This is a genomic window from Acidobacteriota bacterium (assembly GCA_020349885.1).
In the GTDB taxonomy this organism is placed as follows: Bacteria; Acidobacteriota.
The window spans coordinates 252,497-277,068 of record CP070701.1; the positions used below are offsets into that span (position 1 = coordinate 252,497).

Here is a 24,572-nt window from a genome sequence, read left to right on the forward strand (position 1 = left end):
GAGGCGGGGGCGGTATCATGGAAACAAGGTGCACGCGGGGGCAGACGGGCCTGTAGGGGTGCCTCCTCAAGGCTCGAAAGGCTGGCGCGTCCATGAAGCCGCACGAGACTTTTTGCCGCAACGCCTGGGCGCAACGAAAAACGATATAGGGAGTGCAAAACGATGAAGTCTGAAAGCCAGGTGTTACGCGAGGTGAGCGCGGGCGCCGCCCCGGAGGCGGGGGGGCGGCTCGTGGAGCGCCGGTTCACGCGCGCGGGCGTCCACCCGTTCGACGAGGTCGAGTGGGAGCGGCGCGACGCCGTCATCACGAGCGAGGCGGGAAGCGTGGTCTTCGAGCAGCGAGGAGTCGAGATGCCGTCCTTCTGGTCGCAGCTCGCTACGAACGTCGTCGTGTCGAAATATTTCTACGGCGCGTTCGGCACCCCGGAGCGGGAGACGAGTCTCCGGCAGGTCATCGACCGGGTTGCGCGCACGATAACGGGGTGGGGCAGGCAGGGCGGCTACTTCCGGGACGACGAGGAGGCGGAAATCTTCTACGCCGAGCTCACGCGTCTTCTCCTCCACCAGAAGCTCGCCTTCAACAGCCCCGTGTGGTTCAACGTGGGAATCGAGGAAAAACCCCAGTGCTCGGCCTGCTTCATCAACTCAGTGGAAGACTCGATGGAGAGCATCCTGGGACTCGCGAGGACCGAGGGCATGCTCTTCAAGTGGGGCTCCGGCACGGGCACGAATCTTTCGACCATCCGCTCGTCGCGCGAGAAGCTGGCGGGCGGAGGCGTCGCCTCTGGGCCGGTCTCCTTTCTGAGGGGCTACGACGCCTTCGCCGGGGTGATCAAATCGGGCGGAAAGACCCGCCGCGCCGCCAAGATGGTCATCCTCAACGCCGACCATCCCGACATCGAGGAGTTCATCGACTGCAAGGTCAAGGAGGAAAAGAAGGCCTGGGCGCTCATCGACATGGGCTACGACGGCGGCTTCAGCGTCTCCGGCGGGGCCTACGATTCGGTTTTTTTCCAGAACGCGAACCACTCCGTGCGCGCGACGGACGAGTTCATGTGTGCCGTCGAGCGGGACGACAAATGGAAAACCTACTCCGTCGTCGGCCGCAAAGCGATGGATACCCTCAAGGCCCGCGACCTCCTGAGCGGGATAGCCGAAGCCACCCATTTGTGCGGCGACCCGGGTATGCAGTTCGACACCACCATCAATGATTGGAACCCGTGCTCGGACACGGCGCGCATCAACGCCTCGAACCCCTGCTCGGAGTACATGTTCCTGGACGACACGGCCTGCAATCTCGCCTCGGTGAACATCATGGGGTTCGTGGACGGGGAGGGAAACCTCGATGCTGAGGCGTTCGAGCACGCCTGTCACGTCTCCATCCTGGCGCAGGAGATTATCGTGGACAACGCCCTCTACCCGACGCCCGCCGTCACACAGAACAGCCACGAATACAGGCCGCTCGGCCTCGGCTACGCGAACCTGGGAGCGTTCCTGATGTCGCAGGGCGTGCCCTACGACAGCGACGCCGGGCGCGCCTACTGCGGCGCCATCACGGCCCTGATGACGGGCGCGGCCTACCGCGCGTCGGCCCTCATCGCCGCGAGGGAGAGCCTCGGCCCCTTCCCCGCGTATGAGAAGAACCGCGGCTCGTTCCTGCGCGTCATCCGCAAGCACCGCGACCATGTGAGCAGTATCGAGAGGAAATACCTGCCTTCGTACCTGTACGAGGCGGCGGAGCGGGCGTGGAACGACGCGCTCGAGACGGGCGAAAAATACGGCTTCCGAAACGCCCAGGCCACCGTCATCGCCCCCACCGGCACCATCGCCTTCATGATGGACTGCGACACGACGGGCATCGAGCCGGACATCGCCCTGGTGAAGTACAAGAAGCTCGTGGGCGGCGGCATGCTCAAGATCGTCAACAACACCGTGCCGCTCGCCTTGAAGCGCCTCGGCTACGACGACCCTCAGGCGAAGGCCGTCGTGGACTACATCGACCAAAACGACACCATCGAGGGCGCGCCGGGCCTGCGCGAGGAGGATTTACCGGTGTTCGACTGCGCGTTCAAGCCCACGAAGGGCGCGCGCTCCATCCACCACATGGGGCACGTCAGGATGATGGCCGCGGCGCAGCCCTTCGTCTCGGGCGCCATCTCGAAGACCGTCAACATGCCGCAGGAGTCGACCGCCGGGGAAATCATGGACACCTACGTCGAGGCGTGGAAGCTTGGCCTCAAGTCCATCGCCATCTACCGCGACGGCTCGAAGCGGACGCAGCCCCTGAACACGTCGCTCGAGACGAAGGACAAGGACGGAAAGACGGCGAGGGTCGTCTGGAAGCCCCAGCGCCGCCGCCTGCCCGACACGCGCGAGGCCGTCACGCACAAGTTTTCCGTGGGCGGCCACGAGGGCTACATCACCGCCGGCCTCTACGAGGACAAGACGCCCGGGGAGATCTTCGTCGTCATGGCGAAGGAGGGCGCCGTCATCTCGGGCCTCATCGACACGGTGGCGACGCTCACCTCCATCGCGCTCCAGTACGGCGTGCCCCTGGAGATGCTGGTCAACAAGTTCAAGAACACGCGCTTCGAGCCCTCGGGCATCACGACGAACCCCGACATCCCGATGGCCACGTCGGTCATCGACTACATCTTCAAGTGGTTAGAGAAGTGTTTCGTCCCGCAGGAGGAGGACAAGGTCGTGGAGCATCCGAAGGCGACGGAGCAGATGCGCGAGCAGTATCAGAAACTGGGCTTCGAGCCCCAGAGCGACGCGCCTCCGTGCACCGAGTGCGGCGGCCTCATGGTGCGCAAGGGCCCGTGCTACTTCTGTTTGAACTGCCTGCACCAGACGGGGGGGTGCAGTTAGCCCCAAAAAATCCAGGGGATTTTTCGGGGGCCCCAAGGGTTTAGGGGTTAGTTGTCAGTGATAAGGAAGGGGAAGGATCTTGCACCATGCCCACCCTCTGCTCTTACTGCATTCCCTTTGACGCGCCCCCAAGCGCGGCTGCCTGCACGAGCTCCACTAGGCGCCGAGGAGGCGCTTGAAGAAGCCCCGGCTATCGTCGATCTTCTTGGAAAATAGTTGTTCGAGCTCGCCCGCGTCGAAATAGACGCCGCCGCAGAAGCCGCACTCGTCCACCAGGATGCTTTCGAGCGTCTTCTCCTCCATCTCGTGGCCGCACTTGGGGCACCGCAGCCAGTGCTGGGCCTTCAGCTTTTCGCGCTCCGCGGCCTCTTCGGTTTCCTGTTTCTTGCGCAGCTCGCCCTGCTTGCGCTCGCGGGCCTTCTTCAGAAGCTCCCGCTCGTGCGCGTTGAACCACTGCGCCTCCTTCGACTTGCCGATATCTTCGAAAGTGGTCATGGGGGTTTCTCCAGGAGGGAAGTATAGCGGGGCGGCCCGGTCACCGTTTCTTCGCGTGCGCCTTCCCGATGCGGGCGGCCCTGCGTGCGCCGGCGCGCGTGGCGCCCGTGACGGTCTCGTGGAAGCGCCGCTTCTTGAGCACCTTGACGCCTTCCTCGGTCGTGCCGCCCGGGGTGATGACGTGCCTGGCGAAGGCGAGGGGGTCCTCGCCGTTCAGCTCGAGCATGCGCGCCGAGCCCGAAACCGTCGCCAGCGAAAGCTCTGATGCCAGGGCCTTCGAGAGCCCCAGGCGGACGCCCGCGTCCCGGAGCGCGTGCGCGAAGAGCGCCGTGTAGGCCGGGCCGCATCCGCTGATCGCCGTGATCAGGTTGAGCTGCGACTCTTTGACCCGGTGCGTCTTTCCCATGGCGGCCCACAGCTTCTCCACGCGCCGCACGTGCTCGCGCGACGCGTAACGCCCGCCGCAGAGCGCCGTGACGCCTTCCCCGACCATGCAGCAGATGTTCGGCATGCACCGCACCACGGGAACGCGCTTTTTGAGTAAGCGCTCGATGACGAACGTCGGGATCCCCGCCATGGGGGAAACCAGGATGTGCGAGGAGCGGAGCTCGTTGCGGATCTCGCCGAGCACCGCCTCGAGGCTCTTCTGCCAGACCGAAATGAGCACGATGCGGCTTCGGCGGATCACTTCGCGGTTGTCCGCCGCCCCGGTGATGCCGAGCTCGCGCACGAGCCTGCGCAGCGCCGGCCTGTCGGGGGGGTTGGAGGCTATGAAATCCTCGGGGTTGTAGAGCCGGCTCCAAAGGAGGCCCCGGACGAAGGCCGACCCGAGCTCTCCCGCTCCGATGACGCCGACCGGAAAAATTTTCTTCAGCTTCGCAGTCATAGACGACTATCTTACCCTTGTTTTTCCCCCGACACAAACCGCCCGGACGGGCGGGGAACAAAAAGCCCGCCGGGGCGTATATTGAGTAACGCGCTTGACTTCCGGCACCGCGGTTGACTACGATGAGCACTGAGGTTGCATGATGGCCCTGAGTCCCGATCTTCTGGAAATTCTCGTCTGCCCCGCCGACAAGGGGGAGCTTGATTTAATTAAAGACGGCGCCGCCCTCAAATGCCGCACCTGCAAGCGCGTCTACCGGATCGAGGACGACATCCCCATCATGCTGGTGGACGAGGCCACCGTCGAGGAATAATTTTCCGGCCGCAACTGTTGACCCGCACGCAAGGAGGAAACGAACGATGAGCAGGAAATTGACGAGAAACTTGTTTTTGGCGCTCGCCCTGGGAGTCGCCGTCGGCGCGTCCGCGCATGCCGCGGACAGGTACGACATCGATCCCGTCCACTCCTCGGTGGGCTTCAAGGTCCGCCATCTCGCAAGCTACACGACGGGCGTGTTCACCGACTTCAAGGGCACCATCATGCTCGACGAGGAAAACATCGTGAACTCCGGCGTCGAGGCGACCATCCAGGTGGCGAGCATTGACACGAACAACGAAGACCGCGACAACCACCTGCGCACCGAGGATTTTTTCCACGTCGAGAAGTATCCCGTCATGAGGTTCGCCAGCAAGAAGGTGGCCAAGGGCGCGGACAACACCTTCAAGGTCACGGGCGAGCTGATGATGCATGGCGTCACGAAGGAAGTGACGCTGGATGTCGAGTACTTCGGCAGGATGGCCCTCTCCCCCGACAAACCGCCGCGCGCGGGCTTCAGCGCCTCCGCGGAGCTCAACCGCAAGGATTACGGCATCGTCTGGAACAAGGTGCTCGACGCGGGGGGCCTCGTCCTGGGCGAGACCGTCAAGATTTCCATCGAGATCGAGGCCATCATGCAGGGGTGGAAGCCGCTTCCAGGGGGAGGGAAATCGCAAAAAGGAGGTATGGAGCACCCCATCCAGAGAAAATAAATTTACGAAACTGACACGACAAAGGAGGTTTGCACATGATAAATGAAATGTGGGGTTCCGGCATGGCATGGGTGGTGGTGCTCGTTCTCGGTGTGCTGGCCGCGCAGTTCGCGTGGGCGCACTGCAGCCTCCCGTGCGGCTACTACGATTGGGACCACGAGTTCCACGACCTGGTCTACTCCGCCGAGACACTCGAAGCGCTTGCGAAGAAGGCCCAGGCGGAAAAAGGCGCTCTGTTCCAGGCGCGGGCGGCCTCCAAGAACGAGGAGTGGGGCACGCGCGCGCAGAGGCAAATTCGGCTCTTCGCGTTCGAGTACTTCGGCCCCGCGGAGCTTGCGGAAACCAAGGTGGGCGGGAAGAGCCTCTTGGAGGCCCTCCATGCCGCCGACAAGCAGGCCTACAAGTGCAAGCAGACGCTCAGCGTCGAAGAGGCACGGAAAATGATCGCTCTGGTCAAGGAAATCCAGAGCGCTTACGAGTCGGTCAAGGCCAAGCGGGACGAGGCGGAGAAGAAGTAGAAAAAGCCTGCGCGCCCGGCCCTATAAAAACAGGCAGGCGTCGCCGTAGGAGTAGAATCGAAAATCTTCCTCGAGCGCCTTCCCGTAGGCGCGCAGCACGAGTTTTTTCCCTTCCGTTCCGCCCGGCTGCGCGAACGCGCTCACCAGAAGGAGGAGCGAGGATTTCGGGAGATGGAAATTCGTCAGCAGAACGTCCACGGTTTTAAAATCGAACGGCGGGTAAACGAAGAGCGATGTTTTGCCCGCAAGGGCGCGGGTGCGCGCCCATGATTCGAGCATCCGCACCGATGTCGTGCCCACCGCGACGACGCGGCCGCCTCGTTCCTTCGCGTCGCGGATGATTCGGGACGTCTCCTCCGGGAGCACGTACGCCTCCTCTTCCATCGCGTGCCGGCGGACGTCCTCGACGTTGATGGGCGCGAACGTAGCGCGGCCAACGTGGAGCGTCCCGCGCAGGAGGCGCACCCCGGCGGCCTCGATTTTCTCGAGAATTTCCTCCGTGAAGTGGAGCCCCGCCGTGGGCGCGGCCACGGAGCCTTCTTCCGCGGCGTACACGGTCTGGTAGCGCTCCGCGTCCAGCGGCTCGTCCTCGCGCCGAAGATACGGCGGGATGGGCACGTGCCCGATGCGCGGAAGCTCGCCGCGGACGTCGTCCGCGTCGTGGAAGGAGACGAGGCGCGAGCCGTCGCTCTGAATCTCCTCCACGCGCGCCCACATCTTCGTCTCGTCGAAGACGAGCTCGACCCCGGGGCGCAGCGGCCGCCCCGAGAACGTGAGCGTCCGCCAGAAATTTTTTCTTTGCTCTTCGAGGAGAAATACCTCCACCTTGCCGCCCGTGCGGCGGCGCCCCCGGAGGCGCGCGCGGAAGACCGCGGTGGTGTTCAGCACTAGCACGTCGTTCGGGCGGAGGTATTGGATGAAATCGGGAAAATTTTTCGATTCCAGCTCCCCGCTCTCGCGGTGAATGACCATGAGGCGCGAGGCGTCGCGCCGCCCGGCCGGGTAGTGCGCGATGCGTTCCTCTGGGAGCGCGTAATCGTAGTCCGAGAGGAGGTGGGACATTACTTCTTCCGGCCCTCTTCCTCCACGCCCGCTTTGGGCTGGACGCGGAGGGTGCGGAATTTTTTCAAAACCACCTGGCCCGCGGGCGCGCCCCTGGCGCGGCGGACGTGGCGGCGCTCGGTGACGGCGACGTCGAGGCGCGCGTTGGGGCGCCCCTTGCTGAAGTAGGCGGCGAGCTGCGCCGCCTCTTCGACGCTGCGCTCCGGCACCGGCTCTCCCCGGCGGGGGTTGACGACGACCACGTGGCTTCCCCCGTAGCCGTGCGCGTGGAGCCAGAGGTCGTGGGGGCGCGCGACGCGGAACGTGAGGCGCTCGTTTGCGCGGGCGTCCTTGCCGACGTAGAGCGCGAAGCCGTCACTCGAGCGGAACGTGCGGATGCCGCGGAGCGAGGGCTTTTTCTGCGCCCGCCCGGCCTTCGCGGCGGGCGCCGCGCGCTTCTCTTCCTCGCCGCTGGAAATTTCTTCCGGGTGCGCTTCGATATGGACGCGGCGCTCCCGCGCCGCGTCCAGCGCCCGCTCGAGCTCCCGCATCCTTCGCTCGATCTTGGGAAGGGCCCTTTCCAGGCGGGCGGCGCGCCTGAAGTAGCGCTTGGCGTTCTCTTGAAGGTTCTTTGACGCATCGAGCGGAATGGCCGCGGGCGCGGGCGGATCCTCGTAAATGTCCCGCACGTGGAGAGAATCTTCGCGGACGTCGGGCGCGGACAGGTTGATGAGAATGAGCTCGCCCCACCGCCGCAGCCTCCACGCCTCCCGGCTTTGCCTTTCTTCCTCGCGCACCTTCTGTAATGTCCGCTCCAGGCGCTGCTCTTCACGCCGGATTTTTCTTAGGGCGCTTGCGGCGGGCGAGTCGAGAAAACCCGACCGCCGGAGCGCCTCCGTATAGGCCGCGACAGCCTCCGAGAAGGACTCCCATGCATGCTCCTTCCACCCGGAGGAAAGGGCGGTGAGCGGGAATGGGCTCAGGACGAGGTCGCTTTTGCGCCGGACGGTCCCCGCGGGCTCGTCCAGGGAATGCGGCGCGTAGAGCCAGCCGCCCTCCCGGTCGCCGCGCAACTCTTCAAGTAGACTCGACGCGGCGCTCCAGGAGGAGCCTTGCGTTTTTTCGGCGCGGAAGGCGAATTCGCGGCAGAACCAGCGGGGCAGGTGCGGAAAGGCTTTGCGCAGCGCCTGGCCGGGCTCTTCGCTTTCCGGCGCCCCGCCGAGGGCGGCGTCCAGCTCCGCTTCGGTGAGGGCGAGGAAATTCTTGTGGCCGCGCCCCGGAGGCGGCTTGTACGCGGAGCCCGGGGGAAGAAGCGTCCCCTTGGGGCGCTCGACAGGCGCATGGCTTCCCATGATGAATCCGTCCCACACGGCGGCGGCGTTGGGCGTGCGCGGCAGAAGCTCCAGGGCCAGGACGCCAGGGTCGAAGTCCAGGAAGAGAACGCGCTCGCCGGGCGGCTGCCGTACGCGCTTGAGCTTGCCGCGCTCGAATTGCTTCCGCAAAAGCATGGCGAAGGCCCCGGGCGCGTCGGGTACGTCCGGCTTTTCGCACGCGTAGACGTGGGGCTCTTTGGGGTCGAGGACGACGCGCAGCCCCCGCTTCACGCGCCGAAACGAAAAGAAGTATTCGCGCGGCCCGAGCGAGTACGCTTTCTCTAACATGCAGCCCTTGAAAAGGCGCTCAAGGTGCCGTCCCGAGGCGTAGAGGCATATCCAGTCCATGGCATGTCGGGCGCGATGCGCCGCCGTCATTTCCGCCGGTTGGGCGGACAGGCTATTAAACTACCAACGCGGCGTGGCCGCAAACCGCCTCCCCCTCCCCCAAAGGCCGGGCGAGCGCCCTAACGCTCCTTTTCCGCGGCCAGCTCTTTGACGAAAGGGTGCTCCGGGCTGAGCTCGGCCCGGACGGGGACGCCCGCCTGCGAGGCCGCCTTGTCCAGCGCCGAGGCGAGCAGCGCCCGCGTGGATTCGAACTCGGGCCTCGCCTCTTCGGAGATGGGCGGGGCGGGCGGAAGCACGATGCGGCGCGGATTGAGCCACTTGCCGTTCTGTTTCATGCCATAGTGGGCGTGGGGGCCGGTGGAAAGTCCCGTCGTTCCCACGGTGCCGATGGTTTGCCCCTGCTTGACGCGCGCGCCGGGGCGGATTCCTCTCGCAAAGCGCGACAGGTGAAGGTAGAACGTTTCGTAGCGGTTCGCGTGCCGCAGGTGGACGTAGTTGCCCTCTGCGGACTTCCGCGCCCGCTCGACCACCGTGCCGTCGGCCGTGGCATGGACGGGCGTTCCGCGCGGGGCGGCGTAGTCCACGCCGTAGTGCGGACGGTATTTCTTGAGGATGGGATGGAAGCGGCGGCTGCTGAAGCCCGAGCTCAGGCGGCCGTAGGAAACGGGCATTTTCAGGAATTGCCGCCGAAGCGAGCGCCCCTCCTCGTCGTAGTAGCCCGCACCCCCTTCCGCGCGAAAGAAGAGCGCTTCGTGCGTCTTCCCCGAGAGCGTGAGGCGCGCCGCGAGCACGCGGCCCAGGGTGGGCGCCGTCGAGACTCCGAACGCGTTCGCGGGCGGCCGGGCCGCCTCGTAGAGGATTTGGAAGGTGTCGCCCGGGCGGAGGTCGTAATAGAAATCGACCTCCCATTGGAACACCTGCGCGACGCGCGCCGCGAGGCTGCGGTGGATGTGAGCGAGCGCGTCGTAAAGCGAGCGCTCGATGGTGCCCGAGAACGCCTGCACCTCCCATTCGAAAGGCTCGACCTCGAGCGCCGCCTCGATCGTCTCTCCCCAGCGGAGGCGCAGCGTGCGCTCGGGGTCGACTTTGTAGTGCCACTCGACGAGGGCGCCTTCCTCGTCCAGGCCGGCGCGCTGGGCGGCTCCCGCGCGCAGCCGCCGCAGGTCGTAGACGCCGCGGGACGCCGCGACGGTCTCGGCCACCGCGGCGCGGTCGAGTCCGTAGCCCCGCATAATCGATTCGAACGTCGAGCGGCGGGGCACGCGCGATTCGCGCCACTCCGAAACGAGCGTCCGGGGAGCGAGGTCCTCCTCAAGGAGGAGGGGAGCGGGCATCTCCTCGGTCGGCCACTCCTCCTCCCAGCTCTCCTCGGGGAGCGCGAGCAGCAGCATCGCGAGGCACAGGGCGCTCAGAGTGTAGAAGTTGTGCCGCGTGGCGAAGAAACGGCGAACCTGCCTCATCCGCCTGCCACCCGAACGCCTACGGCCCATTCGTTTTTTCACTCCGGAAATCGCCGGCCTATCTTGGCCTCCCCTTGACCAGCTCGTCCACGACGGCGGGGTCGGCCAGGGTGGTCGTGTCGCCGATCTGCCCCACGGCGTTCTCGGCGATTTTTCTCAGGATGCGGCGCATGATTTTTCCGGAGCGCGTCTTCGGGAGCGCGGAGGCGAATTGAATCTTATCGGGCGCGGCGATGGGGCCGATTTCCTTGCGGACGTGGGCCACGAGCTCTTTTCGCAGCTCCTCGTTCCCGTCGACGCCCTCGACGGGGGTGACGTAGGCGTAGATGGCCTGTCCCTTGATGTCGTGCGGCATGGGCACGACGGCGGCCTCCGAGACCTTCGCGTGGCTCACGAGCGCGCTTTCGACCTCGGCGGTGCCGATGCGATGGCCCGAGATGTTGATGACGTCGTCCACGCGGCCCATGAGCCAGTAGTCGCCCTCCTCGTCGAGGCGGCAGCCGTCGCCCGTGAAATAGACGTTTTCGAACAGCGTGAAATACGTGTCGATGAAGCGCCCGTGGTCGCCCCACATGGTGCGCATCATGCCGGGCCAGGGTTTCTTGATGCAGAGTTTGCCGCCTTCGTTCACGTCGCACTCCGTGCCGTCGTCGCGCAGGACGATGGGCTCGACGCCGAAGAAGGACCGCGAGGCGCTTCCCGGCTTCAAGACGTGCGCGCCCGGAAGCGGCGTGATGAGGACGCCTCCCGTCTCCGTCTGCCACCAGGTGTCCACGACGGGGCAGCGCCCCTTTCCGATCGCGGTGTAGTACCACATCCAGGTCTCGGGGTTGATGGGCTCGCCGACCGTGCCGAGGACGCGCAGGGAGCTCATGTCGTACTTCTCCGGCCACTCGTCGCCCGACCGGATGAGCGCGCGGATGGCCGTGGGCGCTGTGTAGAACGCCGTGACCTTGTACTTCTCGACGACCTGCCAGAAGCGTCCCGGATCGGGATACGTGGGAATGCCCTCGAACATGAGGCTCGTCGCGCCGTTCGCCAGGGGGCCGTAGACGATGTAGGTGTGCCCCGTGACCCAGCCGATGTCCGCCGTACACCAGTAGATGTCGTCCTCGTGGATGTCGAAAATATACTTGTGCGTAAGGGCGGCGTGGAGGAGATAACCGGCGGTCGTGTGCACGACGCCCTTGGGCTTGCCGGTCGAGCCGGACGTGTAGAGGATGAAAAGAGGATCCTCGGCCCCCGTCGGCTCGGCGGGGCAGTCCGAAGAGGCTTTTTCCATCTCCTCGTGGTACCAGACGTCGCGCCCTTCCTTCATCGTGCATGCATCGTCCGTGCGTTTGAGGACGATGACGCTTTCGATGGAAGAGGTTTTTTCGAGGGCTTCGTCCGCGATGCCTTTGAGGGAAATTTTCTTCCCGCCCCGCAGCGAGACGTTGGCCGTGACGAGCATCTTGCACGAGGAGTCGTTGATGCGGTCGGCCAGGGACTCGGCGCTGAAGCCGCCGAAGACCACCGAGTGAATGGCGCCGATGCGCGCGCACGCAAGGAGAGCCACCGGAAGCTCCGGCACCATTGGCATGTACACGCAGACGCGGTCGCCCTTCTTGACGCCGTGCGCCTTGAGCACGTTGGCGAACTTCGAGACCTCGCGGTGCAGCTCCTCGTACGTCAGGGTGCGCGACTCTTCGTCCGCCTCGCCCTGCCAGACGATGGCCGGCTTCGTCCGGAGCTTCGTGGAAAGATGCCGGTCGAGACAGTTCGCGGAAACGTTCAGCTCGCCGTCCTCGAACCAGGTGTGCTCAATCTTGCGGACCTTCGTGTCCCACGTGTATTTGCGGGCGACCGTCGGTTTCTTTATCCAGTCGAGCGTTCCGGCCTGCTCGAGCCAGAATTTTTCCGGCTCCTCGACGGAGCGCTCGTACATGGCCTCGTAGGCCTCGGCGTCGAGGTGGGCCCGCTTGACGACTTCCCCCGAGGGAGGAAAGGTTCGCGTCTCTTGAAGAAGCGAGTCGGTCGAGAGGGCGGTTTTGTCCTGGATCATAAAGATACTCTCTTGTGTTTTGAGCTTAGGAGAGTGGACAAGTATAGTTGTTCGTACGAGGCGTGTCCACCCTACGTTCTCCGATGCTCTTCGAGCTTAAGGAGGGCTGCGGTGGACGAGGCCAATCTTGTCAATGGATATGATAGCATAAACGGGGCGGATTATGGACGCCGACGAGGCGGTTTTCCCAGGCAGTGTTGCTTGCGGCTCTCTCCCTACTCCGCCTCCGGCGGCTCTTCCTCGAAAATCTCCCGGTCGGGAAACGCGTACTTGAGCCTGCGCGCCATCTCCGTCGGCGCACTCCCTTCGACCTTGGAATGGATGTACACCTTCGGCGGGCAGACCTTGTTCTGGATCATCCAGTCGACGAGGTTCAGCGGGGACTCGACGGCGCTGAGCCGGTGGGGTATGGAGAGCGCCTCGACCCGGTTCTCCGGGCCTGGAGAGTTGAGCAGGTTCACGGCCGTTGCGACGCTTTTCGTGCCGTGCCAGCCCTTGGGGGCCTGGCGGGCGTGGTCCACGAATAGGCGCATAGAGCGCCACAGTACATCAACTTCGCTTTTTTGTCAAATTGGGCGGGTTGACCAAAATCCCGACATAGAAACATGGAAACGAGAGGGCAGATGCCCGCGCCGTCCTATTAGTGTGTTTGGGTATGGCAAACCCTTATTTCTTGGGGGCTATACGCTTTTCTATACATGGATCAAGAGTGTATTGGTAACATATAAACGTTCTTGTGTGAATTCCGGCCGAACGGAGGATTCTTGGAATCGGGCTGTTTCCGCCAGCCTGACACTTCAAGTCCCGGAGCGGTACGAGCAAGGAGTGGGTATTGTTTTATAGCGAAACAAATTCTTTCGAACGACGACGGGCAAGGATGCGGGAGATTACTCCCTCTCGAAGTGCGTGAGGCGCTTGAAGGCGCGGAAGCGCTCGGCGATGTCGTCTCTCGAAAGACGCAGGAGGGCGTCGGGGCCGAACGCCTCGACGCAGAACGAGGCCATGACGCTGCCCATGACCGCCGCCCGGCGCAGCGCCGGCTCGTCGATTTTTTTCTTTTCCGCAAGGCAGCCGAAGAGGCCGCCCGCGAACGTGTCGCCCGCGCCCGTCGGGTCCTGGACGTCCTCGACGGGAAACGCGGGAAGGGCGAAGAACGAGCCCGGCGAGAGAATGAGGACGCCGTACTCGCCGCGCTTGACGACGAGGTGCTTCGGGCCCATTTGAAGAATTTTTGAGCCTGCACGCAGGATGTTCGGCTCGTCCGCGATCTCGCGCACCTCGCTCTCGTTGATAACGAGCATATCCACGCGCTTGAGGATGCGCTCCAGGGCCGGGCGCTTGTGTTCGATCCAGAAGTTCATGGTGTCGCATGCGACGACGGCGGAGTGCTTGATCTGGTCGAGGACGCTTGCCTGAACCTCCGGGTCGATGTTCGCCAGGAACACGATGTCGGCGCCGTCCCGGTAGGCCGCGGGGAGCAGGGGCTTGAAGTCGGCGAAGACGTTGAGCTCCGTCGCGTGCGTCGTCCGCTCGTTCATGTCGTAGTGGTATTCGCCCGCCCAGTGAAACGTCTTGCCCGTGCGGCGCTCAAGGCCCAGCAGGTCGATGCGCCTTCCTTCGAAGACGGCCTCCTCGCGCTTGGTGAAATCGTCGCCCACGACGGAGACGAGCTTCACGGGCGCAAAGTAGGACGCCGCCAGGGAGAAATACGTCACCGAGCCGCCAACGAGGCGCTCGCGCTCGCCGAAGGGTGTTTTGATGCTGTCAAAGGCAACCGAGCCGACCGTGAGAATCTCCATAGACCGCACATCCTAGGGCAAGGCGCGCGAGATTGCAAATCCCCGTGGCCTCCAAAACAAGGAAACGCTCCCGCCAGGGAGAAGAAAATGCGGAAGGGGAGGGCGCTATCGGCTACCGCTCTGGCGCCGAGAATCGCTTGACGACTCCCTCGCGGTCGCCCTTCGCTCCGAGTAGGTGCTGCCGTAGCTCTCCCTCTCGCCCTCGGAAATGGAGGTTCCAATGGCTGTGAGAGGGTTGCCCGACCCGAGGCGCTCTTCGAGGTACTCGGCCCGCTCCTCCGACTGCCGCCGCGCTTCCTCATCCGCCTTGTAACGCTCGATGTCTACAGGGGGTGGAGTTCCGGCGGGCCCGCGGGAGGGGCGTCGGGCTTTCCCCGCCGCCGAGCGGGGGGAGAAATTAATCTCGACGAGCTCGGTGGTTTTGTATTTCTCGAGAGCCTTGTTATCCACGACGGTGCTCTCGACCCCCTGCTTGCGGAGCTCGGCGCGCCGGGCCTGTTCCTTTGCGGCCGCTTCGGCAAGTGAATCCGCCCCTTGCGCGCTTCCCGCTGCACCGCAGATTATGACGATGGCGCACAGAACGCGTTTCATCTTATTTCAATATAAGACCTTCGGCGCCGAATTGCAAGCAATTCCGCCACCGATTTTTCGGGCGCGGGTTGCACCTGCGGGCGGGCCATGATAGGGTAAACAACGCATCGGCAAAGAGAGGACTTGCAGAACCGTATGGCATTTGTGAACGAACTGGAAAAGCAAATTGCCCTCAAGATCGCCTATTTCGGCCTCGAGCTTTCGGGCAAGCGCTCGAACCTGCGCTTTCTTCATGAAGCCCTTCCCGCGGAGGAGCGGGGGCGCTTTCTGCGCCTGGAGCGCAAGGGCGACAGCGTCCTGTTTTTCGAGTGCCACCCTTCGGGCTACGACAACATAGGCCCTTACGCCCCGCGCATTCATCTCTACGCGGCGCTCGGGGAGCCCAAGAACGCGGCCACGTCCCTGACGCTTTTAAGGGGAGCGGACGGCGTCGTCTTCGTGGCCGACGCGAACGAGGAAAAACTGGACGAGAATCGCAAACAGCTCGAGCTTTTAAAGAGCCTGCTCGCGCGGCTCGAAATCAAGGAAAACGATTTTCCGCTCGTGATGCAGTTCAACAAGGTGGATCTGCCGGGGGCGCTCGCGGAGGAGGACCTCGACGAAGAGCTCAACGAATTCAACGCCCCCTTCTATTCGGCGAACGCCGCGACCGGCGTGCGCGTCGAGGAGACGTTCAGCGCGGCTGCTCGCCTGGCGCACCGCCGCGTTTCGGAAAACCTCAAGGCGCGCCGCTTCAAGGGCTGGTTCAAGTTCACCTCGCTCGACGCCCTTCTCAAGAAGAATTTCGACACCATGGAGGACTATACCGAGGCGCTCAAGCGTTCGGCGTTCGAGGAGGAGGCGCTCGGCAAGGCGGGCGTGGACGAATCGGAGGGCATCGCCGAGTTTCAGTCCCTCGACGAAAAGAGCGACCTGGCTGCTCTCGACGCGCTCCTTGAGGAGACTGACGTCCCGGAGGAGGCGGAAGCGGCGGCCGACGCCGATTCGGAGAGCGCCCTGGAGGCGCTGTTTTCGGAAGACGGCGAGTCGGCGGCCGAAGGGGAAGCTCTCGCGGCGCAAAGCGAGTCCACCCTCGTCGGCAAATTCTCTCTCGGCGGAGCCGCCGGCAACAAGACGATTCTCGCGGCGCCCTCTCCGGCGAAGGATTCTCCCAAGTTCGACCGCACCGTCCGCATGGACCGCTCCAAGCTTAACGTCGACAAGGCCGCCGCGAAGTCCCTCGGGCTGGACGAGGAAGAGCAGGAAGAAGCGGAGGAAGAAGCGGAGGAAAGGACGATCTCGGTGGAGCTTAAGTCCGACGGGGAAGATCCCCAAACCATCACCATCCCCATAGAGCTTTCGGGCGCCCCGAAAAAGACGACGCTGAACCTGCGGCTCGAGATTCGCTTCAAGTCCTAAGAAAGCGGCGCGCTCGCGGCGCCCGGTCTCAGTCGACTGCGCCGCGTCAGGAAGGCCCCGGCCGTTTTTCTTCCTCCACGGCGATGGTCAGCCCCGACGCGCCGGCCTCCTTGATGGCGTCCATGGCGCGCACGACGGCGCCGTGGCTCGTGCGCTTGTCGGCCTTTAGAACGACGTTGTGCGTCGCGGACGTTTCCAGCGCGGTCTCGAGCGCCGCAGTCAGCGCGTCGCTCTCGTAACGCTCGCCGCGGAAATAGATAACGCCCTCGGGCGTCACCTCCACCGTAATCGTCTCCTCGCGCGCGCCCGCGTCGCCCTTGGCTTTCGGGAGCTCCAGGTCGAGGCCGCGCTCGCGCAAAAACGTCGTGGTCACCACCAGAAAAATGATGAGAAGAAACGCGACGTCGATGAGCGCCGTGATGTCCACGCGCGGCTCGTGCCGGGCGGGCCTGGCGAAGAGCACGGGATCAATCCTCCCGGAGGTCGGCGGGCCCGGCCGCGCCGCGCTCCGAAATGGCGCGCACGAGGCGGAGCGTCCGCTTCTCGATTTCCGTGATCAGGGCCTCGGCGTGGTTTTGGAAATAGTTGTGGAAAATTAGCGCCGGTATGGCTATCGAGAGGCCCGACACCGTCGTGATGAGCGCTTTGGAGATGCCCGCGCCGAGGGCCGAGGCCGTGCCCGTGCCCATGTGGGCGATCACGTCGAATATTTCCCTCATGCCCAGCACCGTGCCGAGAAGCCCCAGAAGCGGGCTGACGCTCGCGAGCGTCGAGAGGGTCGGCAGGTAGCGCGTGAGCACGGGCAGCTCGTGCCGGCTCGCTTCGAGCACGATTTCCTTGAGCTCCTCGCGGGGGAGGGTGGGGTTTTCAAGCACGGCGCCCACGATGTTCGTGTAGGGCGAGGGACTGCGCTCGCAAAGGCTCTTGGCCTTCTCGTAGACGCCGCTTTCGACGAGGCCGTCCACCGTGTCGGCCACCGAGGGCCTGAGCGCCTTCGAGGCGCGCAGGTTCACAAAGCGCTCGATCACGATGGCGAGCGCCGCGATGGAGCACGCAAGAAGCGGGTACATCACGAGGCCGCCTTTTTGGAAAAGCTCAAACATGGCGTTTAAAGTATAGAGTATAGAGTATGGAGTATCGAGTATCAAAGCGCGTGACGCTAAACGTTTAACGCCGAACGCCTTGGGCGGTTCGAGTGATTTGTGAACGCAATACTCCATACGGCACTCAATAATACACGTGATAGTAGAAGTGCCAGCGCACGCCCACCTGGTCGTAAGGGTAGCCGTCGGGGAGCGGCTCCAGCGGATAGGAAGCCAGGATGGCGTAGAGCGACTCGCGGTCGTAGGAGGGGATGCCCGATTCGCGTATGACGCGCAGGTTCTCGACGGTTCCGTCCTCCAGGATGTCGAATTCGATGACCGCCTCCCATGTTTTTCCGAGGTAAGCCATGGTGGGCGAGGGATGCCAGTTCGAGCGCACCTTCCAGTAGAGGCGCCGCGCGTAGGGGCCGAAGTCGAAGTCCACGGTGTCGAACGTAGGGTGTCCGAGCGCCGAGACGCTGCCGTCGGGGTTGCGGTAGCCCTCGGCCACGAGATTCTCGAGGAACGTATCGATGCGCTCGCGGAGTGCGGGCTGGCGGCTCGCCGTGCGGCGCTCGCCGTCTTCCGGCTCCATCGGTGAGGGCTCCTCCTTCGGCGGCTCGGGCGGAGCCGGAGGCACCGTGCGCCGCGGAAAAAGCGGGCGCGAGGGAAGCGTGTACTCGTAGGGGCTGAGGCCCGTCACGCGCGGCTGCTCCTCTTGCCTGCGCTCGGGCCGCGGCTCGGGGCTTCTGGCGCGGAGCTCGCGGTCCGAGAAGAAGCGGCTTTCCGACGGCTCCGGCTTTTGCTCCTCTTCCGCGGGAACGTCCACGAAGCGGAACTCCATCGGCTCGCGCTGCTCGGCCAGTTTTTCCGGAGCCTTCGCAAAAATGCCGGCCAACTGTCCCTCCGTCCACCAGTCGAGGACGAACAAGAGCGCGTGCAGAAGCACGGCGACCAGGAGAGCGTCGCGGAGCGTGAATTGGCGGTTCATAACAAGATATATCTCAACTTAGTGGAGCCGGCTCGCATACCTGTGAAACTCCCTGCGGCACTGTCGTATTCCTTCCGGCTTTACCTTCGGGTGCACGCGGTTCGTCAAGAGTATATAAACGCCTCGATCCCTGGAATCGATCCATAGGCTTGCGCCCGAAAACCCGTTATGCCCGACGGCGTTTTCCGAAAGAGGCTCCGCCTCCGGCGCCGCCGCCGCAGTCTTCCACCCCAACGTGCGCCCGCCCCTCAGGCTACCCGTTGCGTCGCGGAAAATCAAACGCTTCATAGGTTCGGGAACAACGCGCCCGTCGTCCGGGCGGAGGAGCGAGCGCGCGATGACGTACAGGTCCCAGGCGGCCGAGAACAGGCCGCTGTTTCCCGCGACGCCGCCCAGGTGGTAAGTGTTCCCGTCGTGGCACTCGCCATGGAGGACGCGCGTGCGCCAGGGGACGCCGCTTCTCAGTCCCATGCGGCCCGCCATCGCTTTCTCGAGCGCGTTGCCCCTCTCCGTGGGCGCGACGCGCGCCTTCCACGACGCGGGGAGCCGGAAGCGGGTGCGGCGGAGGCCGAGCGGCCGCGCGATTCTTTCCCCGAAAAGCGCGTCCAGCCGCTTTCCCGCGACGCGCTCCAGGATGAACCCGAGCAGGATGTAGCCGAGGCAGGAATACTCGACCTTCCGCCCCGGAGGGTAGGCCGGCGGGAGGCTTTTCAACACGCTCAGATACGCCTGTCTCCCCCGCCCCTGAACGTAAAGCGGATGCCACGCCGGAAGCCCCGACACGTGAAGCAGAAGCTCTTTGAGGCTTGTTTTTCCTATCCAACGCCCCCGGAGTTCGGGGAAGAATTTTTCCGCCCGGTCGGAGGGCCTCAACGAGCCCTCGGCCATCAATTGCAGGAAAAGCGACGCCGTGACAATCGGCTTCGTGAGCGACGCCAGGTCGAAGACGGTTTGTAGCGTCATCGGCCTGCCTTGGCCGCGCAACGGCGACGTCCGGCCGACGGCCTCCCATGAGAGAACCGCGTCGCCGCGCGCGACGAGATACACCGCGCCGGGGAAATGTTTCCTTTGAACGCAGCGCTCGACGGCGCGGCGGAGGGCTGTTGCGGGGGCAGGGCGGGAGGTCATAGATTCAAAATCGTATCACAGTAATCTCGGGCCTGCAGAAGAACCGCACCGGAATGAACCATGTTCCTATGCCCACATTGACGTAGAGGGGACCTCCTTTTGTTTGGTAGTAACCCTTTTCATACTTTCCCGTGCCGGACGGAACAATCAGTGCGCCCCAGAGGGGAATGCGAACCTGACCGCCGTGCGAGTGACCCGCGAGCATTAAATCGAATGATTCATGCGCAAACCGGTCCGCGGTGCTTGGAAAATGCGCCAAGACAATGCGTTTGGTTCCTTGCGCATCTTGCGCTGGGACTTTTGATGATGGGCCGGAAATCAGAACACCCTCAGTGGCGGCAACCACCGTGTGATCGCCCACCAGCGCTCCTCCTGTCGATTCGAAGCATGCGGAAATTGCTGTAAGGGATGCCTTATTTCTTAGGTCATGGTTTCCCAGAACGCCAAAAACGGGTTGCCGGATCTGTTTGATGATTCCCAACACCCCATCCAGATATTTCTTTTCCTCAGCCAAGTCTCCCGTGATGCAAACGAAATCCGGAGACAGATCGTTGATTCGGCCGATTACCCTTACGAGATAATTCCGATCTCCTTTGAAGTGAATGTCGGAGATATGGACGATTCGATGGGATGGGGCGTTCGTGATGTCGATTTCGCGCACGGCAATCCATTTCGGCTCTATCAAGAATCCATACACAAGAGTGAGGAGCCCCATGGCAAGCAGTACGCTGCCTGCAAGCGTCGCCCTTCGTCTTTTGGGATCAATCCTCCGCTTGGTGAGACTCAATGAGCGCGCCTCTTCTTTTTCCATTCTATGACGGCCTCCGGAATGGAACAGAAATAACCGAGGGTGTGTGCGCTACAAACTGAGAACCCGCATTCAAGGCGAAGGCTCGGATTTGGCAGAAAACTCCTCGTCCCAGTTGACCCTTCCCGTGAGCTGCATTACCACGAAGAGCGTCACAACGGCGCCTATGGTGACGGTCAATCCCGTATAGCCTTCCCAGAAAAATGCGTAAGAGAACAAAACCAGATAAACTAGCTGGGTCAGTCCTGCCTCGATCAGCGCGAATTTCATGCCGACTACGAGGCGAAGATAGGACACAACTAAGAAAAGCGAAACCATGGAGGAAATCACGAAAGATAGGTTTAGCTCGAGATGGTCCACCAAGTAAGCGAAGAGCAGATGGAACGCAAAGAAGGCGGCGGCCAGGAAGAAGTAGTTCATGGGATGAATAGGTATCTTTCGAAGGACGGCGATCATAAAGAACACGAAGAAGAAAAAGAGCAGGGACACGGGCGCGAAGAACGTGATCCGGGAAGCGGTGGGACCGGGGTTGAGTTTTTGCGGCACTTGAATGCCGACGCGCGCGTTGGCCATGAGGTTCTTGAAATTCCATACGAGCTTCCAGCCGTCGGACGTGATTTCCTTGGTCGTCGGGGAAAGGCTGCCGTCGGGAAAATCGAATCCGTCGAAATGCGTGAGAAGCGTCAGCGTAAAGTCTTTCACCCGTGATATCCGACCCTTTTCGAACACGTAGTACCAGCGATCCAGGCCCTGGGTCATGAATCCGATTTCCAAATTCACGGCTTCTGGGTAAGGCGGGGTGAGAGTTGTGATAAGGGCATTCCCCTCGGAGCGGGGCACCACGTCTTCTCCGTTTAGACGGAACACGATGTCGTCGTAGAGCGCTTCGGCGGCGGGAAGATCCACGCGCACGTTCGCATAGTGGGCTTCGGCAGGCGGCGCGAGAAACGCATAGCGGCCATGGTATCGAAGGCGGTACGTGTTGTACCACAGCAAGCCCTTCCTCCGGTGATCCACCCAGAATTCTGTCTCCACGTCCGAGCGTTCGGGAAGCACGTTTTGCTTCGATTCCATGATCCTTTCCTTTTCCTCTCCGTTTTCCTCCTTGACGAGCTTCGAAGTCCGCGTGACCGCCTCCACGAAGGGTGCAGGCTGCTCGAGTTCCGATCCCCACAAGCCTTCGACCTTGGTGCGTAGGGAGCGGTCAGCTCGATCGGTGCGGGCTACGATGGAGCCCCCGAGAATGAACCAGGCGATCGTGGTTAACGTGAAAATGGCGATAATGGCGAACGTGCGAACCGCGGAGACGACGGGTGCTTTCTCAGGCGCGTTTTGCATCTGTTTGACCCTTTCTTTGCTTCCGTTTTTAAGAATATTCTATCACAGTATGGTTGTTTCTTTGCATGGCGATACATCATGTAGCATCCTGCATCAGCCGCCCCTCGATCTCTTCCCGGATGCGAAGGATTAGCGCGATGACGTCCCGCGCCCGCTCGCCGGAAATGCGGGGAGTTTCTTTTCCCTGCGCGCAGCGCACGAAGTGCTCGAGCTCGCGCCGGAGCGGCTCGTCGCGCTCGATCGCGGGGGAATCGCGCACGACCTCGGGCCGCGCGCCCTTTCGAAGCGCGAGGCTGAAGCTTTCAACCTCCTGCGCGTCGTAGTCCACGGACAGGTAGCGCCGCGGCTCGAAGACCCTTAATTTTCGCATCCGCTCGCGGCTGATGCGGCTCGCGGTCAGGTTGGCCACGCAGCCGCCCTCGAACCCCAGCCGGGCGTTCGCGATGTCCACCTTGTCTGTGAGCGCCGCCACTCCCGCCGCGCGCACCTCGGCCACGGGGCGCTGCACCATCGCAAGGAGGATGTCCAGGTCGTGCGTCATCAAATCGAGCAGGACGTCCACATCGAGGCTTCGCTCCGGAAACCCGCTCAGGCGGTGCACCTCCACAAAGCGCGGCGACGTGACCGTGGAAAGCAGGTGCTCCACGGCGGGATTGAATCGCTCAAGGTGCCCCACCGCCAGAACCGCCCCTCCTTCCCGCGCCGCCCGGACGAGGCGGTCGGCTTCTTCGAGCGAGGGCGCGAGCGGTTTTTCCACCAGGGCGTGGACGCCCGCCCGCAGGAACGGCTCGGCGGCCTCGGCATGGGCCACGGTGGGCGTGGCGACGCTCACCGCGTCCACCTTGCCGAGGAGCTCTCGCGCGTCGGTGAAGGCCTTGGTGCCGAACGCCCCCGCGATTTCCTCCGCGCGCTCGCGCCGCGCGTCCGCGACGCCGACGAGCTCGACGCCTTCGAGGTCCCGATACACGCGGACGTGGTTCTTTCCGAACTCCCCCGCCCCGACGACGGCTGCGCGGAGCATGTCTTACCCCTTGACGATGCCGCGCTCGCTCGTTTCGATGAAGCGCACGAGGTACTCGACCTCCTCGCACCCCTTGATGTCGGCGCGGACGGCCTCGATCGCCTGGGCGGTGTTCCGCCCGGTGTGAAAAAGAATACGGTAGGCGTCCTTCAGCTTCTCGATGGCCTCCTTGGAAAACCCCTTGCGCTCCAGCCCGATAGTGTTGATGCCGTAGGCGCGGGCGCGGTTGCCCGCGGTCCGGACGAAGGGGAGCGGGTCGAGGGGAATCGCGCTCGCGCCCCCGATGAAGGCGTGTTTCCCGACGCGGCAGAACTGGTGGATCCCGGTGAACGCGCCGATGACGGCGTGGTCCTCCACGAGGACGTGGCCGGCGAGCGTGGCGGCGTTGGCGAAAACCGTGTGGTCACCGATCTGGCAGTCGTGCGCCACGTGCGCGTAGGCCATGAAGAAATTGTCGTTTCCGATACGCGTGGTGCCGCCGCCGCCCTTGGTGCCCCGGTTGAAGGTGCAGAATTCGCGGACGACGTTTCGGTCGCCGATGACGAGCCGGCTCTCTTCCCCCTGGAACTTCAGGTCCTGCGGGACGCTGCCGATCGATGATGTGGGAAAGAAGTGGCAGTCCGAGCCTATGGTCGTGAAGGGCCAGATGCGAACGCCGGCCTCCAGCCGGGTGCGGGCGCCGATGCGGACATTTTCGTCCACGACGCAGTAGGGCCCGATGCGCACCCCTTCCTCGAGGGTGGCTTCGGGATGGACGATGGCCGTTGGATGGATGGCGGTGTCGGGGTGGCTTCGGCTCACGACGGGCTTTTTTTTTCAGCCCGGCCCTTGCGGGGGACGAGCATGGACATGAACTCCGCCTCGGCGGCGAGCTCATCCCCCACGTACGCCTCGCCGCGCATCTTGCATGTTTTCGATCGGATCTTGAGCGCCGTGATCTCGAGGCGGAGCTGGTCGCCCGGGCGGACGGGGCGCCGGAAGCGGGCGTTGTCGATCCCGGCGAAATAGACGAGTTTCTCCTCGCGGTCGTCGAGGCCCGCGAGAATGAACAGGCAGCCCACCTGGGCCATGGCCTCCAGGATCATCACGCCAGGCATGACGGGGTCGTCGGGAAAATGTCCCTGAAAAAACGCCTCGTTGAACGTGACGTTCTTAAGGCCCACTATGCGCTTCTCCGACTCGACCTCGATGATCCGGTCCACGAGGAGCATCGGGTAGCGGTGCGGCATAAGTTCCAGGATTTTCTCTATGTCCATTGCCATCGCATACCTCGAAGGAAGCCTCCCTCAAGCAGAGAGAAGACTCGATTCTATACAAATACGCCCGCGGGGGCAAGCGCCGCCCGCTCGAGCCGGCGCGAAGCGCCTCCCTCCAGCGGGGCCGGGTCTGTTATACTGAGGCCGCGGGGCGCCTGTAGCTCAATCGGATAGAGCAGCGGTTTCCTAAACCGATTTAGGCCAATTTCGGAAGTCTTTTACCGACACAATTTACAGCATAACTCCCTGTCAAGCAAGGATTTTCCTTCTGGTGTGGCGTGGTGGGGAGTTGGTGCGCTTTTGTGGGGTCGGTGGTTGAAAAATGGTTGAATCTGAAAGGGGCATTTGAGGGGGGCCAAGCCCCTCCGTTATTGACCATATACCAAGTAGTCTAAGTCTCGAGTCGAACCTCAAAATAGCATTAGTTCCATGCAATTTTTGATGTAATGGGGGCAATTGATGAGAAACTACTTTAGGTGTTGGCGTGCTGATGCACGGTTTCGGCGTGATGTAAACCCGTAGGGGTGTCTCTCTACACTCTCGGAAGAAATTTCTGCGATTTCCGGGCAATTGACTCGGCGATGCAGCAAACCTATAATAAAATGTTTGTAGAGCAAAGGTGCGTGAGCTTTTTGAAAAAACTCTAAGCAGAAAGGAGGTAAGGCTCAATGGGTGAGTTTCTCTGGTTTATCGGCCTTCTCATCGTCATCATTGCCATAGGGGCGTTGGTGGGCCTGCCGTTGTTCTTCCTTTTCACCTGGGTAATGACGTGGTTGACGAGCTGTCATTGTTCCTGTCACAAGAGCGGTGGTGGCCCCTGTAGCTGTTGTAACCAAATTGAACCAGCTGGGTAATGAAGCGTGGAATCGATCTACACCTGAATATTGAAACACTTGCCAGGCGGAGGGGAAATCCAGTAGCAGCCTAGAGAGGGGGGAGGGGAGGAGCCGGGAAAAAGAAGGCCAACCACTCAATATATTGACCTATAAAACCGGGCTCAGAAATCGAAAAAGTCTTGTTTTTGTGCTCCTCAGCGGCCCGTCCTTTTCGGTATCCTTACGCCCACTTGCAGCCTCAAAAACTCCATGGCACAATA

23 protein-coding genes are annotated in these 24,572 nt (G+C 62.9%); 5 read left to right on the forward strand and 18 right to left on the reverse strand.

Annotation, left to right across the window (positions count from 1 at the left end; translation table 11 throughout):
- The first annotated feature begins 162 nt into the window (after nucleotides 1-162).
- The gene (locus tag JSV08_01135; protein ID UCF81057.1) at nucleotides 163-2,871 is read left to right on the forward strand and encodes a vitamin B12-dependent ribonucleotide reductase; all 2,709 of its coding nucleotides are present in this window, start codon (nucleotides 163-165) and stop codon (nucleotides 2,869-2,871) included.
- 156 nt (nucleotides 2,872-3,027) lie between these two features.
- Here JSV08_01135 and JSV08_01140 read toward each other — a convergent pair whose 3' ends face one another.
- Together JSV08_01140 and proC are read right to left on the reverse strand one after the other, a co-directional pair.
- The gene (locus JSV08_01140) at nucleotides 3,028-3,366 is read right to left on the reverse strand and encodes a zf-TFIIB domain-containing protein (protein ID UCF81058.1); all 339 of its coding nucleotides are present in this window, start codon (nucleotides 3,364-3,366) and stop codon (nucleotides 3,028-3,030) included.
- A gap of 40 nt (nucleotides 3,367-3,406) precedes the next feature.
- Complete coding sequence (gene proC / locus JSV08_01145; GenBank protein UCF81059.1) at nucleotides 3,407-4,252, reverse strand: pyrroline-5-carboxylate reductase; 846 nt, start codon at nucleotides 4,250-4,252, stop codon at nucleotides 3,407-3,409.
- Between the two features lie 142 nt (nucleotides 4,253-4,394).
- Between proC and JSV08_01150 the strand changes: the two genes are divergently transcribed.
- The 3 genes from JSV08_01150 to JSV08_01160 are packed head-to-tail and all read left to right on the forward strand — an operon-like array spanning nucleotide 4,395 to nucleotide 5,798.
- Nucleotides 4,395-4,565, forward strand: coding sequence for a Trm112 family protein (locus JSV08_01150; protein ID UCF81807.1), 171 nt, complete (start codon nucleotides 4,395-4,397; stop codon nucleotides 4,563-4,565).
- 46 nt (nucleotides 4,566-4,611) lie between these two features.
- A complete protein-coding gene (locus JSV08_01155) occupies nucleotides 4,612-5,280 on the forward strand; it encodes a polyisoprenoid-binding protein (protein ID UCF81060.1) in 669 nt (222 codons plus the stop codon).
- Between the two features lie 35 nt (nucleotides 5,281-5,315).
- A complete protein-coding gene (locus JSV08_01160) occupies nucleotides 5,316-5,798 on the forward strand; it encodes a hypothetical protein (protein ID UCF81061.1) in 483 nt (160 codons plus the stop codon).
- Nucleotides 5,799-5,819: 21 nt separating this feature from the next.
- Here JSV08_01160 and queA read toward each other — a convergent pair whose 3' ends face one another.
- The 7 genes from queA to JSV08_01195 form a co-directional block, all read right to left on the reverse strand.
- Complete coding sequence (gene queA, locus JSV08_01165; GenBank protein ID UCF81062.1) at nucleotides 5,820-6,860, reverse strand: tRNA preQ1(34) S-adenosylmethionine ribosyltransferase-isomerase QueA; 1,041 nt, start codon at nucleotides 6,858-6,860, stop codon at nucleotides 5,820-5,822.
- Nucleotides 6,860-8,590: an NFACT family protein gene (locus JSV08_01170; GenBank protein UCF81063.1), complete on the reverse strand. Its 1,731-nt coding sequence runs from the start codon at nucleotides 8,588-8,590 to the stop codon at nucleotides 6,860-6,862. The genes queA and JSV08_01170 overlap by 1 nt, the downstream gene beginning before the upstream one ends.
- 89 nt (nucleotides 8,591-8,679) lie before the next feature.
- Entirely contained in the window at nucleotides 8,680-10,020 is a 1,341-nt protein-coding gene (locus JSV08_01175; GenBank protein UCF81064.1) for a peptidoglycan DD-metalloendopeptidase family protein, read from the reverse strand.
- 58 nt (nucleotides 10,021-10,078) lie between these two features.
- On the reverse strand, nucleotides 10,079-12,064 hold the full coding sequence (acs, locus tag JSV08_01180) for an acetate--CoA ligase (protein ID UCF81065.1): 1,986 nt from the start codon (nucleotides 12,062-12,064) through the stop codon (nucleotides 10,079-10,081).
- Nucleotides 12,065-12,279: 215 nt separating this feature from the next.
- On the reverse strand, nucleotides 12,280-12,597 hold the full coding sequence (locus tag JSV08_01185; protein UCF81066.1) for a hypothetical protein: 318 nt from the start codon (nucleotides 12,595-12,597) through the stop codon (nucleotides 12,280-12,282).
- Between the two features lie 354 nt (nucleotides 12,598-12,951).
- Nucleotides 12,952-13,863 (reverse strand): sugar kinase, encoded by a 912-nt coding sequence (locus JSV08_01190; protein ID UCF81067.1) that lies wholly within the window; start codon nucleotides 13,861-13,863, stop codon nucleotides 12,952-12,954.
- Nucleotides 13,864-13,968: 105 nt separating this feature from the next.
- Complete coding sequence (locus JSV08_01195; GenBank protein ID UCF81068.1) at nucleotides 13,969-14,454, reverse strand: hypothetical protein; 486 nt, start codon at nucleotides 14,452-14,454, stop codon at nucleotides 13,969-13,971.
- A 135-nt stretch (nucleotides 14,455-14,589) separates the two neighbouring features.
- Between JSV08_01195 and JSV08_01200 the strand changes: the two genes are divergently transcribed.
- Nucleotides 14,590-15,852: a hypothetical protein gene (locus tag JSV08_01200; protein ID UCF81069.1), complete on the forward strand. Its 1,263-nt coding sequence runs from the start codon at nucleotides 14,590-14,592 to the stop codon at nucleotides 15,850-15,852.
- Nucleotides 15,853-15,898: 46 nt separating this feature from the next.
- On the opposite strand, the gene JSV08_01205 is transcribed toward JSV08_01200, so the two are convergent.
- The 9 genes from JSV08_01205 to fabZ all read right to left on the reverse strand — a co-directional run bounded on the left by JSV08_01205 (nucleotide 15,899) and on the right by fabZ (nucleotide 23,482).
- Complete coding sequence (locus tag JSV08_01205) at nucleotides 15,899-16,315, reverse strand: biopolymer transporter ExbD (GenBank protein ID UCF81070.1); 417 nt, start codon at nucleotides 16,313-16,315, stop codon at nucleotides 15,899-15,901.
- A 4-nt stretch (nucleotides 16,316-16,319) separates the two neighbouring features.
- Nucleotides 16,320-16,955 carry a MotA/TolQ/ExbB proton channel family protein gene (locus tag JSV08_01210; GenBank protein ID UCF81071.1) on the reverse strand — a complete coding sequence of 212 codons (636 nt, stop codon included), beginning with the start codon at nucleotides 16,953-16,955 and terminating at the stop codon, nucleotides 16,320-16,322.
- A gap of 124 nt (nucleotides 16,956-17,079) precedes the next feature.
- Nucleotides 17,080-17,925: a TonB C-terminal domain-containing protein gene (locus JSV08_01215; protein ID UCF81072.1), complete on the reverse strand. Its 846-nt coding sequence runs from the start codon at nucleotides 17,923-17,925 to the stop codon at nucleotides 17,080-17,082.
- Nucleotides 17,926-17,943: 18 nt separating this feature from the next.
- A complete protein-coding gene (locus JSV08_01220; GenBank protein ID UCF81073.1) occupies nucleotides 17,944-19,053 on the reverse strand; it encodes a beta-lactamase family protein in 1,110 nt (369 codons plus the stop codon).
- Between the two features lie 4 nt (nucleotides 19,054-19,057).
- Nucleotides 19,058-19,864: a metallophosphoesterase gene (locus tag JSV08_01225; GenBank protein UCF81074.1), complete on the reverse strand. Its 807-nt coding sequence runs from the start codon at nucleotides 19,862-19,864 to the stop codon at nucleotides 19,058-19,060.
- Between the two features lie 69 nt (nucleotides 19,865-19,933).
- Nucleotides 19,934-21,199, reverse strand: a complete 1,266-nt coding sequence (locus JSV08_01230) for an inner membrane CreD family protein (GenBank protein ID UCF81075.1) — start codon at nucleotides 21,197-21,199, stop codon at nucleotides 19,934-19,936.
- A 76-nt stretch (nucleotides 21,200-21,275) separates the two neighbouring features.
- On the reverse strand, nucleotides 21,276-22,220 hold the full coding sequence (locus tag JSV08_01235) for a Gfo/Idh/MocA family oxidoreductase (GenBank protein UCF81076.1): 945 nt from the start codon (nucleotides 22,218-22,220) through the stop codon (nucleotides 21,276-21,278).
- Between the two features lie 3 nt (nucleotides 22,221-22,223).
- Entirely contained in the window at nucleotides 22,224-23,021 is a 798-nt protein-coding gene (lpxA, locus tag JSV08_01240) for an acyl-ACP--UDP-N-acetylglucosamine O-acyltransferase (GenBank protein UCF81077.1), read from the reverse strand.
- Entirely contained in the window at nucleotides 23,018-23,482 is a 465-nt protein-coding gene (gene fabZ, locus JSV08_01245) for a 3-hydroxyacyl-ACP dehydratase FabZ (protein ID UCF81078.1), read from the reverse strand. The genes lpxA and fabZ overlap by 4 nt, the downstream gene beginning before the upstream one ends.
- Nucleotides 23,483-24,572 lie beyond the last annotated feature (1,090 nt).

Bases quoted from the DNA above. Each gene is read 5' to 3' on its own strand.
- JSV08_01135 (UCF81057.1), top strand. From the start codon at position 163: ATGAAGTCTGAAAGCCAGGTGTTACGCGAGGTGAGCGCGGGCGCCGCC.
- JSV08_01140 (UCF81058.1), bottom strand. From the start codon at position 3,366: ATGACCACTTTCGAAGATATCGGCAAGTCGAAGGAGGCGCAGTGGTTC.
- proC (UCF81059.1), bottom strand. From the start codon at position 4,252: ATGACTGCGAAGCTGAAGAAAATTTTTCCGGTCGGCGTCATCGGAGCG.
- JSV08_01150 (UCF81807.1), top strand. From the start codon at position 4,395: ATGGCCCTGAGTCCCGATCTTCTGGAAATTCTCGTCTGCCCCGCCGAC.
- JSV08_01155 (UCF81060.1), top strand. From the start codon at position 4,612: ATGAGCAGGAAATTGACGAGAAACTTGTTTTTGGCGCTCGCCCTGGGA.
- JSV08_01160 (UCF81061.1), top strand. From the start codon at position 5,316: ATGATAAATGAAATGTGGGGTTCCGGCATGGCATGGGTGGTGGTGCTC.
- queA (UCF81062.1), bottom strand. From the start codon at position 6,860: ATGTCCCACCTCCTCTCGGACTACGATTACGCGCTCCCAGAGGAACGC.
- JSV08_01170 (UCF81063.1), bottom strand. From the start codon at position 8,590: ATGACGGCGGCGCATCGCGCCCGACATGCCATGGACTGGATATGCCTC.
- JSV08_01175 (UCF81064.1), bottom strand. From the start codon at position 10,020: ATGAGGCAGGTTCGCCGTTTCTTCGCCACGCGGCACAACTTCTACACT.
- acs (UCF81065.1), bottom strand. From the start codon at position 12,064: ATGATCCAGGACAAAACCGCCCTCTCGACCGACTCGCTTCTTCAAGAG.
- JSV08_01185 (UCF81066.1), bottom strand. From the start codon at position 12,597: ATGCGCCTATTCGTGGACCACGCCCGCCAGGCCCCCAAGGGCTGGCAC.
- JSV08_01190 (UCF81067.1), bottom strand. From the start codon at position 13,863: ATGGAGATTCTCACGGTCGGCTCGGTTGCCTTTGACAGCATCAAAACA.
- JSV08_01195 (UCF81068.1), bottom strand. From the start codon at position 14,454: ATGAAACGCGTTCTGTGCGCCATCGTCATAATCTGCGGTGCAGCGGGA.
- JSV08_01200 (UCF81069.1), top strand. From the start codon at position 14,590: ATGGCATTTGTGAACGAACTGGAAAAGCAAATTGCCCTCAAGATCGCC.
- JSV08_01210 (UCF81071.1), bottom strand. From the start codon at position 16,955: ATGTTTGAGCTTTTCCAAAAAGGCGGCCTCGTGATGTACCCGCTTCTT.
- JSV08_01215 (UCF81072.1), bottom strand. From the start codon at position 17,925: ATGAACCGCCAATTCACGCTCCGCGACGCTCTCCTGGTCGCCGTGCTT.
- JSV08_01220 (UCF81073.1), bottom strand. From the start codon at position 19,053: ATGACCTCCCGCCCTGCCCCCGCAACAGCCCTCCGCCGCGCCGTCGAG.
- JSV08_01225 (UCF81074.1), bottom strand. From the start codon at position 19,864: ATGGAAAAAGAAGAGGCGCGCTCATTGAGTCTCACCAAGCGGAGGATT.
- JSV08_01230 (UCF81075.1), bottom strand. From the start codon at position 21,199: ATGCAAAACGCGCCTGAGAAAGCACCCGTCGTCTCCGCGGTTCGCACG.
- JSV08_01235 (UCF81076.1), bottom strand. From the start codon at position 22,220: ATGCTCCGCGCAGCCGTCGTCGGGGCGGGGGAGTTCGGAAAGAACCAC.
- fabZ (UCF81078.1), bottom strand. From the start codon at position 23,482: ATGGCAATGGACATAGAGAAAATCCTGGAACTTATGCCGCACCGCTAC.